This window comes from Agromyces seonyuensis, from assembly GCF_009789225.1.
GTDB classification, from domain to species: Bacteria; Actinomycetota; Actinomycetes; order Actinomycetales; family Microbacteriaceae; genus Agromyces; species Agromyces seonyuensis.
Map to the genome: position 1 here is coordinate 86,160 of NZ_WSTA01000002.1, position 11,301 is coordinate 97,460.

The 11,301-nt window shown below is 74.0% G+C and carries 9 protein-coding genes; 5 read left to right on the forward strand and 4 right to left on the reverse strand.

All coding sequences use genetic code 11. From position 1 onward, the window contains the following. Window positions 1–52: 52 nt before the first annotated feature. Entirely contained in the window at window positions 53–1,723 is a 1,671-nt protein-coding gene (locus tag GB864_RS01095; RefSeq protein ID WP_160422434.1) for an MDR family MFS transporter, read from the forward strand. 89 nt (window positions 1,724–1,812) lie between these two features. On the opposite strand, the gene GB864_RS01100 is transcribed toward GB864_RS01095, so the two are convergent. From GB864_RS01100 to GB864_RS01115, 4 genes are read right to left on the reverse strand one after another with little or no spacing between them, the layout of a single operon-like run. Beyond that, window positions 1,813–2,715 carry an energy-coupling factor transporter transmembrane component T family protein gene (locus GB864_RS01100; RefSeq protein ID WP_160422435.1) on the reverse strand — a complete coding sequence of 301 codons (903 nt, stop codon included), beginning with the start codon at window positions 2,713–2,715 and terminating at the stop codon, window positions 1,813–1,815. Further along, a complete protein-coding gene (locus tag GB864_RS01105) occupies window positions 2,712–4,439 on the reverse strand; it encodes an ABC transporter ATP-binding protein (protein ID WP_336603831.1) in 1,728 nt (575 codons plus the stop codon). The genes GB864_RS01100 and GB864_RS01105 overlap by 4 nt, the downstream gene beginning before the upstream one ends. Then, on the reverse strand, window positions 4,436–5,407 hold the full coding sequence (locus GB864_RS01110; protein ID WP_160422436.1) for a DUF8171 family membrane protein: 972 nt from the start codon (window positions 5,405–5,407) through the stop codon (window positions 4,436–4,438). The genes GB864_RS01105 and GB864_RS01110 overlap by 4 nt, the downstream gene beginning before the upstream one ends. Window positions 5,408–5,413: 6 nt before the next feature. Next, window positions 5,414–7,123, reverse strand: coding sequence for an HAD-IA family hydrolase (locus GB864_RS01115; protein ID WP_202106898.1), 1,710 nt, complete (start codon window positions 7,121–7,123; stop codon window positions 5,414–5,416). Between the two features lie 112 nt (window positions 7,124–7,235). Between GB864_RS01115 and GB864_RS01120 the strand changes: the two genes are divergently transcribed. The 4 genes from GB864_RS01120 to GB864_RS01135 all read left to right on the forward strand — a co-directional run bounded on the left by GB864_RS01120 (window position 7,236) and on the right by GB864_RS01135 (window position 11,080). Next, on the forward strand, window positions 7,236–8,279 hold the full coding sequence (locus GB864_RS01120; RefSeq protein WP_160422437.1) for a substrate-binding domain-containing protein: 1,044 nt from the start codon (window positions 7,236–7,238) through the stop codon (window positions 8,277–8,279). Window positions 8,280–8,311: 32 nt separating this feature from the next. After that, window positions 8,312–8,971: a TetR/AcrR family transcriptional regulator gene (locus tag GB864_RS01125; RefSeq protein WP_160422438.1), complete on the forward strand. Its 660-nt coding sequence runs from the start codon at window positions 8,312–8,314 to the stop codon at window positions 8,969–8,971. Between the two features lie 79 nt (window positions 8,972–9,050). Further along, window positions 9,051–10,295 (forward strand): CaiB/BaiF CoA transferase family protein, encoded by a 1,245-nt coding sequence (locus GB864_RS01130; RefSeq protein WP_160422439.1) that lies wholly within the window; start codon window positions 9,051–9,053, stop codon window positions 10,293–10,295. After that, window positions 10,292–11,080, forward strand: a complete 789-nt coding sequence (locus tag GB864_RS01135) for an electron transfer flavoprotein subunit beta/FixA family protein (protein ID WP_160422440.1) — start codon at window positions 10,292–10,294, stop codon at window positions 11,078–11,080. The genes GB864_RS01130 and GB864_RS01135 overlap by 4 nt, the downstream gene beginning before the upstream one ends. Window positions 11,081–11,301 lie beyond the last annotated feature (221 nt).

An 11,301-nucleotide genomic window follows, 5' to 3' on the forward strand; every position in this document is an offset into this window, starting at 1 on the left:
GCCGGCCACCCGCCGGCGTCCATCCCCCGCTCCCACCCGACGAACGGACCCCATGACCACGACCGCCTCCGCGCCGTTCCTGTTGACGAAACGGCGCATCTGGATCATCTTCAGCGCCCTCATCGCGGGCATGCTGCTCTCGAGCCTCGACCAGACCATCGTCTCGACCGCCATGCCGACGATCGTCGGCGAGCTCGGCGGCGTCGAGCACCAGGTCTGGATCACGACCGCGTACATCCTCGCGACCACGATCGTCATGCCGATCTACGGCAAGTTCGGCGACGTGATCGGCCGACGGCCGCTCTTCCTCATCGCGATCGCCCTCTTCACGGCCGCCTCCGTCGGCTGCGCGTTCGCGGGCGACTTCTGGAGCTTCGTCGTCTTCCGCGCCCTCCAGGGCCTCGGCGGCGGCGGCCTTATGATCCTCTCGCAGGCGATCATCGCCGACATCGTGCCCGCCAACGAGCGCGGCAAGTACCTCGGCCCCCTCGGCGCGATCTTCGGCCTCTCGGCCGTCGCCGGCCCGCTGCTCGGCGGCTTCTTCGTCGACCACCTCACGTGGCAGTGGGCGTTCTACATCAACATCCCGATCGGCATCGCCGCGTTCCTCGTCGCCGTCTTCGCGCTCAAGCTGCCCTCGAAGAAGGCGACCGCGCCCATCGACGTCTTCGGCGTCGTGTTCCTCTCGATCGCGACGACCTGCCTCATCTTCTTCACCGACTTCGGCGGCGACCGCGAGTACGGCTGGGACTCGAGCGTCACCTGGATGTGGGGCGCCGGCCTGCTCGTCGCGGCCGTCGCGTTCGTGCTCGTCGAGCGCAAGGTCGCCGACCCGATCATCCCGCTCTCGCTGTTCAAGAACCCGATCTTCGTCAACGCGACCGCCATCGGTATGACGCTCGGCATCGGCATGTTCGCGGCCATCGGCTTCGTGCCGACCTTCCTGCAGATGTCCTCCGGCACGTCGGCGGCCGCGTCCGGCCTGCTCATGATCCCGATGATGGTCGGCATGCTCGGCACATCGATCGGCTCGGGCATCGCGATCACGAAGACCGGCAAGTACCGCATCTACCCGATCCTCGGCTCGATCATCGTCGGTGCCGCCATGGTCGCGATGACGACGCTCGCCGCATCCACCCCGATCTGGCTGATCTGCTCGTACCTGTTCGTGTTCGGCGCGGGCCTCGGCCTCATCATGCAGGTCGTGGTGCTCGTGGCGCAGAACGCGGTGCCGCCGACGCAGATCGGCACGGCGACGAGCTCGAACAACTACTTCCGCGAGGTCGGCGCGGCGCTCGGCACCGCCGTCTTCGGCGCGATCTTCACGTCGCGGCTCACCGAGAACCTCACCGACGTCTTCCTGGCGTCGGGCGCGAACGCGACGGATGCCTCGTCGGCGACGTCGGCCATCACCCCGGCGGTCCTGAACTCGCTGCCGGAGCCGGTCCGCGACGGCATCGTCGACGCCTACGCCGACGCGCTCGCCCCCGTGTTCTGGTACCTGCTGCCCTTCATCGCCATCTCGCTCGTGCTCTCGTTCTTCCTCAAGGAGATCCCGCTCTCCGACGAGGCCGGGCTCGTCGCCCGCGGCGAGGCACTCGGCGGCGAGGAGGCCGAGCGACTGGAGGCCGAGCAGCGCGCGGCGGCCAAGGGCACGTCGCCCGCGGCGCCCGCCGGCGAGCTCGTCGACACCGCGACCGGCGGCTTCGACCCGAAGGGCTGAGCCGCCGAGCGCACGGCTCGGGCGGGCATCCTCATCGGATGCCCGCCCGTCGTCGTCCGGACCGGCTTCGGGAGTGCCGGACCGGGAGCTCAGCCGAGCACGGGGAACGCGGACCCGAGCACGAACGCCAGGGCGATCGCGAGCACGGTCGCGACGAGCAGCAGCACGTCGGCGGCGCCGAAGCGCAGGTGCGCGAGTCTGACCTTCCGCACCGCCTCGGACGCCGTCGCGTGGCCGAAGCCCTTCGTCTCGAGCATCTCGACGGTCGTGCGGGTGCGCAGCGCGGTGTTGAGCATGAGCGGGTAGAAGGAGTGCACGGCGATGCGGGCCGTGCGGAGCAGCCACCGGTGCCCGAGGAAGCCGCGCGAGCGCAGCGGCGCGGACCGCACGCGGTGGCCGTCGACGATCGCGTGGTACTCGTCGACGAGCACGGGCAGCATCCGATAGCCGTAGTTCACGGCGAAGCCGACGAACACGGGTGCGCGGAGCGCCAGGAGGGCGTCCGAGGCCTTCTCCGGGTCGAGCGAGACGAACGCCGCCATCGTGACGAGCGAGACGGCGCCGACCTTGAGCGAGAAGTCGACGATGCCGGCGATCGAGTCGGCCTCGCCGCTGAACACCCAGGCCATGGCGAGCACCCAGACGCCCTGCCCGGCCATCCCGATCACGAAGAGCGCGAGCAGGAGCGGCCCGATGCGGGCGAAGACGGCCGCGAGCGCGGCGCCGACGAACAGGAGCGCGAGCGTCGTCGTCGAGTACGTGAACCACGGCGCGATCGAGGCGATGAGGTACCAGGCGAGCACGGCGCGCGGGTCGCGCACGGCGAGGAAGCCGCCGCGCGTGGCGTACGCGACCCGCATGAGCTCGAGCTTCACCCACTCGACGGAGAGTCCGTCGCGGGAGGCCCGGGGCTTCCGCCGGGCGGGCCGGTTCGCGCTCGCGACGGTGCGGGTGTCGCCGCGGGCATCCGATCGGTCGAGCACGGCGCTCATGCGACGGCCCCGACCGGGCGGAGCACGAGCCGCTCGAGGAGTTCGTCGAGCGACAACGGCAGCGGGCGCACGCCGAGGCCGCGCCCGACCTCGGTGATCTGCGGCGGCACGAGCCGCGCCCGTCGGAGCAGCTCGGGATCGTCGAAGAGTTCGGCGGGGGCGAGGTCGGCGGCGACGCGACCGGCCTCGAGCACGACGACGCGGTCGGCCCACTCGGCCACGAGGTGCATGTCGTGGGTCGCGACGGCGACGCAGCGGATGCGGTCGGCGAGGGCCGCGAGCAGGGCGACGACGTCGTCCCGGCTGCGCAGATCGAGGCTCGACGTCGGCTCGTCGAGCAGCAGCAGCTTCGGGCGCATCGCGAGCCCGATCGCGAGCGTGACGCGGCGCTGCTGGCCGCCCGAGAGCAGCCGTCCGTCGCGGTCCGCGAACGGGCGGAGCGCGAAGCGGTCGAGCACCTCGTCGACGAGGTCGTCGGCGTCCGGCGCGCCCCGGCCCGCGGGGAACATCGCGACGTCGCCGCGCACCGAGTCGGTGAGGAACATCTCGCCGGGGCGCTGCCCGAGGAGGGCGACGTGGTCGGCGAGGGCGGCGGGCGTCGAGGCGCGAGTGTCGACGCCGTCGACCACGACCGTGCCCGCCTGCGGCACGAGCAGACCCGACAGCAGCGACAGCAGTGTGGACTTGCCGGCGCCGTTGCCCCCGACGAGCGCGACCCGCTCGCCGTCGCGGAGGTCGAGGTCGACGCCGTCGAGGACGGGGACGCGCGGGCCGACGACGGTGCGGTACGAGTGCCGCGCGCCGCGGACGCTCGCGACGACCGCGCGCTCGACGGCCGGGTCGGATGCAGACTCGGGCACCGAGGCCGCCTCGGTGCCGGCTGCCGGTGCGACCTCGGCGTTGGCGCCGACCCAGGCGAGCGTCTCCTCCACGGTCAGCGGCACCGGGGCGTCGGGGTCGAGGGCGCGCACGAGCGCGGCGACCGGGGGCACGGGGATGTGCGCGGCTTCCAGGTCGCGGGCGCGCCCGAGCGCCTCGCGCACCGGCAGGTGCCAGCGCACCCGGCCGTCCTCCATGAGGACGACGGAGCGGGCGTACCGGGCCACGAACTCCGCATGGTGCTCGATGACGACGATCGTGATGCCGTGCTCGCGGTTGAGCCGCTCGAGATGCCGGTAGACGTCGTCGGCCCGCTCGGGGTCGACCTCCGCGACGGGCTCGTCGACGATGAGCACCCGCGGGGCGACGGCGATCGCGCCCGCGATCGCGGTCAGGTGCTGCTGGCCGCCCGAGAGCTGCCACGTGAATCGGTCGGCGATCGGGCCGAGGTCGAGCGCCTCGAGCGCCGCCTCGGTGCGGGCCGGCCAGTCTTCGAGTCCGAAGTTGATCGGGGCGAAGGCGACGTCCTCGCGCACCGTCGGCCGCACGAGCTGGTTGCCGAAGTCCTGCGCGACGTAGCCGACGTCCCGGCCGAGCGCCGAGACGGAGGACTCGAGGGTGTCCTCGCCAAACACCCGCACCTCGCCCGCGAAGTCGCCGTCCCAGAAGTGCGGCACGAGCCCGTTGAACGTCTTGCAGAGCGTCGACTTGCCGCTGCCGTTGCCGCCGACCACGGCGACGAAGTCGCCGGCCTCGATCCGCAGGTCGACGCCGCGGAGCGACTCGTCGTCGGCACCGGGGTAGCGGAAGGCGAGCCCGGCGACCTCGATCGCCGCGGCCGTCACGATCGCGCTTCGATCGCCGCGGTCTTCGCCTTGCGCCGCTTCGACGCGATCGCGACGACCGTCACGACGACGGCGAGGGCGACGACGGCGACGATGATCGCGACCCAGACGTAGGACTGGCCGTACTCCTCGATGTAGTCGGGCTCGAAGGCGCCGAAGGCGGTGACGCCCTCCTCGACGCCGAGGAACTCCTCCCACTGCGACAGCACGCCCGTCGCGACCGCCACGAGCAGGCCGACGACGGCGAGGATCCACCACGGGGCGCCGTTCGTGCCGATGAGGCGCGGCGGGTGCTGCGGGTCGCGGGGGCGCATCCCGAGCAGCGGCTCGATCTTGCCGTAGAGGCGCGGGGCGAGCCACATCGCGGGCAGGGCGCCGAACAGGATGCCCGTCACGACGAGCGCGAGGACGAGTTCGATGGTCTCGGAGACGAGCACCGCCTGGAAGAGGCCGTCGCTCTCCTCGAGGGTGTCGGGGTCGATGCCGACGCCGACCTTGACGAGGTCGATGAGGCCCGAGCTGACCTTGTCGATCGCGACGAAGACGATCGACGCCCAGAAGAGCTGGGCCTTGTTGCGCGGGTCGCGCACGAGGCAGCCGGCGACCGCGATGCCGACGAGCGCCTGGAGGTAGCCCTCGACCTCGCCGAGGCCCGAGAAGTCGCCGAGCATGAGCTCCGCGAAGATGATCGCGCCGAGCGGGGCGCCGATCGCGACCCAGATCGGGCTGAAGAGCGCCGCGAGCACGACGGGGATGAACGCGAAGTAGGCGATCTCGAACTCGAACGGGCCGACCTCGAACGAGGGGATGACCTCGGCGACGAGGTCGGACAGGCCGAACAGGGTCATCGAGAGCACGAGGACCATGAGCTTCTGGGGCGTCGTGAGGGTGTTCGGCTCGCGCACGGGCCGGAGGCGCGGGCTGCCGGTCGGCGTCGTGGAGGTCGTGGGGGTGGTGGTGTCGGACATCGCCGTCTACTCCGATTCAGAGGTGGGGTGGAGGGTGGTGCGCAGGAGGTCGAGCAGGTGGTCGACCTCGTCGACGACGAGGTCGGGGGCGGGTCCGTCGGCGGGCTCGCCGCGGAAGGCGCCGCCTCGCACGAGCACGCTCGTGCCGACGGAGGCGGATCGGGCGGCCGCGACGTCGCGGTGCGGCTTGTCGCCGACGAACCAGGCGGTCGCCGGGTCGGCGTCCAGGGCCGTGAGCGCGGCCTCGACCGGGCGGGGGGAGGGCTTGCGCCAGCCGAGCTCGTCGGAGTAGACGTGCGCGCCGACGAGGTGCTCGATGCCGAAGCCGGCGAGCTCCTCGCGCACGGCTCGTCCGCAGACGGTGTTCGACACGACGGCGACCGGGATGCCCTCGGCGTGCGCGAGTTCGAGCAGGCCGCGGACGCCGCTGCGGAGTTCGGCGCGGCTCTTGCTGCGGGCGTAGCCGAGCATGAGCGCCCACGACTCCGCTCGGAGCCACTCGCGGACGCCCGCGCCGGCGTGCTCGAGCGACGGCCCGACGAAGTCGACCCAGAACATCCCCGGGTCGACCTCGCGGTCGTCGGCATCGGGGCGGTTCTTCCACGCCTTCTGCCGAGCGCGGCCGTCGGCGACGGCGGCCGCCGCCGCCGCGTCGGACACGGCGTACCCGGCGCGACGGAGACCCGCGGCGAGGTCCGCGGCGAACGCGCGTCGGGCATCCTCATCGGGCCGCGACACGACGAGCACGCCGCCGTGGTCGAGGAGGAGCGCCGACGGGCGGGTCGCCGTCCAGGGCGCCGTGGGCTCCGACGGCGTCAGCGGCTTCGACGGCGTCGCGTCGGTCGGTGCGGCCTGGGGGCGCGGGCGGGCGTCGCGCAGCAGCGGGATGAGGCCTTCGGGGGTGTCGAAGACCGCGTCCGCCGTCTCGGCGACGGGGTAGGGCGGGGTGTCGGTGCGGTGGTGGCGGATGAGCACGACGGCGCCGACGCCCGAGCGCCGCCCGGCGACGACGTCGCGATCGAGGGTGTCGCCGACGTACCAGCAGCGCGCGGCGGTCGTGCCGAGCGCGCGCGCGGTGAACTCGATGAAGCCGGGATGCGGCTTCCGGAGGCCGACCTCGTCGGAGTACGCCTGCACGTCGAAGGCCGCCGCCAGGCCGTTGGCCGCGATGAGGGTCCGGTGCGAGCGGCCCGAGTGGGCGTTCGAGACGATGCCGACCTTGACGCCGAGCTCGCGCGCGAGGGCCAGCAGTTCGGGGATGCCCGGGCGGACGCGGTGGTCGCTGACCGTCGAGGTGAGTTCGGCCAGCAGGGTGCCGGCGCTGCCGGCGAGCAGTTCCCGCTCGGCGGCCGGGAGCGGGGAGAACAGGTACTCCGTCACGATCGTGCGCGGGTCGAGCTCGGTGGGGGAGAGCCGGCGGCTCTCGGAGTTCTTCCAGTCCTTCAGCGCGCGCTGGCCCCCGGAGATCACCTCGACGAGTTCCGCGTGCGTGCGCTCGAACCCGCCGCGGGCGAGTTCGGTCCGCACCCGCTCGGCGAAGCGCGCGATGCCGTCCGGCCGCTTCGTCGTCTCGAAGACCACGCCGCCGAAGTCGAGCAGCAGGGCGTCGGGGCGCAGGGCGAGGCCGTGGTCGCGGTCGGGGTCGGCGGGGCCGTCCTGCGGCGCTGGGAGTCGGGTGGCGGCGGGGGCGAACCCCGTCGATGCGGTGCTGGTCACGGGTGACGAACGTACGGATGGGCGGGGGCCGGTCGGGGGCGGGTCGGTGACCGTTCGGTGAACGCTCCTGGAACGTTCCAGCCCCGTCCAGTCGATCGTCCAGAATGGAGGTGTGCCGCCCCGTCCCACGCTCCACGACGTCGCCCGCAGCGCCGGCGTCTCCAAGTCGCTCGTCTCGCTCGCCCTGCGCGGCGATGCCGGCGTCGGCGCGGCCACGCGGGAGCGGATCGTGCAGGCCGCCGCCGAACTCGGCTACCGCTCCAACGCCCTCGCCCGCTCGCTCAAGCAGGGGCGCACCCGGCTCGTCGGCGCGCTCCCCTCGAGCCTCGAGAACCCGTACCACACCGACGTCGTCGAGGGGCTCGAAGGCGCGGGCGTCGACGCCGGGCTCTCCGTGATCATGGTGCCCGGCGCGCGCGAGCCGGAGCGCCGTCATCGCCACCTCGACCTGCTGCTCGGGCTCAACGTCGACGGCCTCGTCGTCATCGGGTCCCGCGTCGAGCCGGAGCGACTGCTCGCGGTCGCGCGGCGCGTGCCCGTCGTGCTCGTCGGGCGTCCCGAGATCGACCTGCCCGGCATCGACGTCGTGCGCAACGACGACGAGCACGGCGCCGCGCTCGCCGTGGAGCACCTGCTCGACGCGGGCCGGCGACGCATCCTGCACGTCACGAGCGGGACGGGACCGGCGGGCCGCGCGCGCCGCGCCGGCTACGAGGCGGCCATGGCCGCTCGCGGCCGGGCGGCGGACATCCGCGTGGTCGTGAGCGACGCCGGACGCGCCCTCCGCGACGCGATCGTCGCGGCCTGCGCGGACGGCTACGACGCCGTCTTCGCGCGCAACGACCTCGAGGCGCTCGCCGTGATCGATGCGGCCGCGGATGCCGGGATCGCGGTGCCCGGCGACCTCGCGGTCGTCGGCTACGACGACACCGCGCTCGCGGCGCGCACGCGGCCGCACCTCACGAGCGTCGACCAGCCGCGCGCGCAGATGGGCCGGCGCGCGCTCGCGCTCCTCCTCGAACGGCTCGACGGTCGCGAGGACGACGTGCGGGACGTGTTCACGCCGACCCTCGCGGTGCGCGAGTCGAGTGCGCCCCCGGCGACTCGGGGGCGCCCGGGCGACCGGACCCGCCCGCCTCCGTCGCACATGGGATAGCGTCGCCTCCACATCCGAGACGGGAGGCAGCGATGACGCTCGACGCCGCCGAGACGGACGACGGGGCCGGCCGCACCCGCCGTCCGCCGCAGGAGCGGGGGCTGCGCACGCAGGCCGCAATCCTCGACGCCGCCGTCCGCGTGCTCGCCGAGGACGGCTACGCCGCCGCCTCGACCGTGCGGGTGCAGGAGCGTGCCGGCGTCTCCCGCGGACGGCTGCTGCATCACTTCCCCTCGCGCGAGGAGCTCTTCGTCGCGGCGGTGCACCACCTCGCGGCCGCGCGACTCGACGAGCTCGTCGTCGGCGCCGAACTGCCGGCGGATCCCGTCGCCCGCATCGCGGTCGCGATCGACGCGATGTGGGCGTCGAATCAGGCCGCGGCGTTCCAGGCGTCGCTCGAGCTGTGGCTCGCGGCGCGGCACGACGAGCGGTTGCGGGCGGCGCTGCTGCCGACGGAGCGGCGCATGGGCGCGATGCTGCTCGAGACCCAGCAGGCGCTGTTCGGGCCGGAGCTCGCGGCCAGGCCCGGCTTCGCCGACCTCATGGAGCTGCTCGTGTCGAGCATGCGCGGCACGGCCCTTACGTACGCCATCACGGGGGCGGATTCGTCGAGCGAGCCGAACCTCGCGCTCTGGCGGGAGCTCGTGCGAGATCGGCTGCTCGGACCCGCGCCCGAAACAAGTCAGGGTTGACGGTTTCAGGATCGGCCGTCAGACTGGCGTCCTGCCCGGCCGAGTGAGGCCGCCGTGATCACGAGGAGGTGATCGACGCATGGAGACCGCAGCCGCGACGCCCGACGCGAGCGCGCGCCCGCGGACGAGCGCGCGCCCCGCTGCCGAATCGGCCGAGTCCGACGAACGGCCGCCGCTCGCCGGCATCCGCGTGATCGAGTTCGCCGCACTCGGCCCCGCGCCGCACGCCGTCATGCAGCTCGCCGACCTCGGCGCCGACGTGCTGCGCATCGTGCGGCCCGGCGGCAACCCCTACGACGCCGAAGCCGGCACGCTGCTGCGCGGTCGCACCGACGCCACCGCCGACCTCGCCGACCCCGTGGACGTCGCCCGCGTGCGGGAGCTCGTCGCCCGCGCCGACGTGCTCGTCGAGGGCTACCGGCCCGGCGTCATGGAACGGCTCGGGCTCGGCCCCGACGAACTGCGCGCCGCCGACCCGCGCCTGATCTACGCCCGGATGACCGGGTGGGGCCGCACCGGGCCCTGGGCCGGCCGCGCCGGACACGACCTGACGTACCTCGCGGTGACGGGCGTGCTCCACGCCATCGGCCCGGCCGACCGGCCCGTCGTGCCCCTCAACCTGCTCGGCGACTACGGCGGCGGCGCCATGTTCCTCGTCGAGGGCGTGCTCGCCGGGCTCCTCGCCCGCGAGCGCACCGGGCGCGGCCGCCTCGTCGAGGCCGCGATGGTCGACGGCATCGGCCAGCTCGCCCACCAGGAGCGGGCGCTGCGCGCGCAGGGGCGGTGGAGCGAGACGCGGGAGGCGAACCTGCTCGACGGCGGCGCCCCGTTCTACGCGGTCTACCGCTGCGCCGACGGGCGCTTCGTCGCCGTCGCCGCGGTCGAACCCGCCTTCTACCTCGACCTGCTCGCCGGGCTCGGCCTCGACGCCGACGCCCTCCCGGACCGCGGGGACGAGGCATCCTGGCCGGCCCTCCGCGACGCGTTCGCGGCGGCGTTCGCCGCGCACGACCGCGACAAGTGGATGCGGCGCTTCGACGCGCTCGACGCGTGCGTCGCACCCGTCCTGACCTGGGACGAGTCCCTCGAGCATCCGCAGCTCGCGGGGCGGGGCGCGTTCGTCGAGCAGGGCGGGATGACCGCGCCCGCTCCCGCGCCCCGGTTCGGCGCGGCCGCACCCGTACCGGCCGCCTGGCCGCCGGCGCGGCATCCCGACCTCGGCACCGCGCTCGCCGCGTGGGCCGAGCCCGACGCCGCTCCCGACTCCACCGCAGCCACGCACTCCCACCCCACCACCGACCCCGACCGAGGAGACCCCCGATGAAGATCGTCGTGCTCGTCAAGGACGTTCCCGACACCTACGGCGACCGCAAGCTCGACCTCGAGACCGGCCTCGCCGATCGCGCTGCGAGCGAGCACGTGCCCGACGAGATCTCCGAGCGCGCGCTCGAGACCGCGCTGCGCATCCGCGAGTCCCGGGACGGCGTCGAGATCGTCGTGCTGTCCATGGGTGCCGAGGCCGCCGGGCCGAGCCTGCGCAAGGCGCTCGCGATGGGGGCCGACCGTGCCGTGCACGTCGTCGACCCCGCGCTCGCCGGAGCCGACCTCGGCCTCACCGCCGAGGTGCTCGCCGCGGCGATCCGCCGCGAGGGCTTCGACCTCGTCATCGCGGGCGACCAGTCGACCGACGGCGGGGGCGGCGCGATCCCCGCGATGCTCGCCGAACTGCTCGACGCCGCGCAGGCGACCGGGCTCGACTCGCTCGACGTCGCCGCCGACGGGGCCTCGCTCACCGGCGCGCGCGGCGTCGACGGCGGCGTGCAGCGCCTCTCCGCCGAGCTCCCGGCCGTCGTCTCGATCACCGAGCGGCTGCCCGACCCGCGCTTCGCGAACTTCAAGGGGATCATGGCGGCCAAGAAGAAGCCGCTCGAGCAGCTCGCGCTCGCCGACCTCGAGGGCGTTCCCGCGCCGGAGGCCCCCGAGGTGCCGCACTCGATCCTCGTCTCGGTCGCGGCACGCCCGCCCCGCACCGCGGGCGTCAAGATCACCGACGACGGCGAGGCCGGGCGCAAGCTCGCCGCCTACCTCGTCGAGCACCGGCTCGTCTGAGCCGCGCACCCCGACCCGACCGACCGCACCCCGAACGGAGACCGCCGATGCCCGCTCCCATCCTCGTCGCCCTCGACACCGCCCCCGACGGCTCGCTCGCACCGAGCGCCGCCGGACTCCTCGCCGCCGCGAGCGCCCTCGGCGAGGCCGTCGCCCTCGTCGTCGCCGCACCCGGCACCGGCGAGCCGCTTGCCGAGGCCGCCGCCCACGTGGGCGACGGC

What these genes read in the sequence shown, in the direction of transcription:
- GB864_RS01100 (WP_160422435.1), bottom strand. Translation starts at nt 2,715, where the DNA reads ATGAGCGCCGTGCTCGACCGATCGGATGCCCGCGGCGACACCCGCACC.
- GB864_RS01130 (WP_160422439.1), top strand. Translation starts at nt 9,051, where the DNA reads ATGGAGACCGCAGCCGCGACGCCCGACGCGAGCGCGCGCCCGCGGACG.
- GB864_RS01095 (WP_160422434.1), top strand. Translation starts at nt 53, where the DNA reads ATGACCACGACCGCCTCCGCGCCGTTCCTGTTGACGAAACGGCGCATC.
- GB864_RS01110 (WP_160422436.1), bottom strand. Translation starts at nt 5,407, where the DNA reads ATGTCCGACACCACCACCCCCACGACCTCCACGACGCCGACCGGCAGC.
- GB864_RS01135 (WP_160422440.1), top strand. Translation starts at nt 10,292, where the DNA reads ATGAAGATCGTCGTGCTCGTCAAGGACGTTCCCGACACCTACGGCGAC.
- GB864_RS01125 (WP_160422438.1), top strand. Translation starts at nt 8,312, where the DNA reads ATGACGCTCGACGCCGCCGAGACGGACGACGGGGCCGGCCGCACCCGC.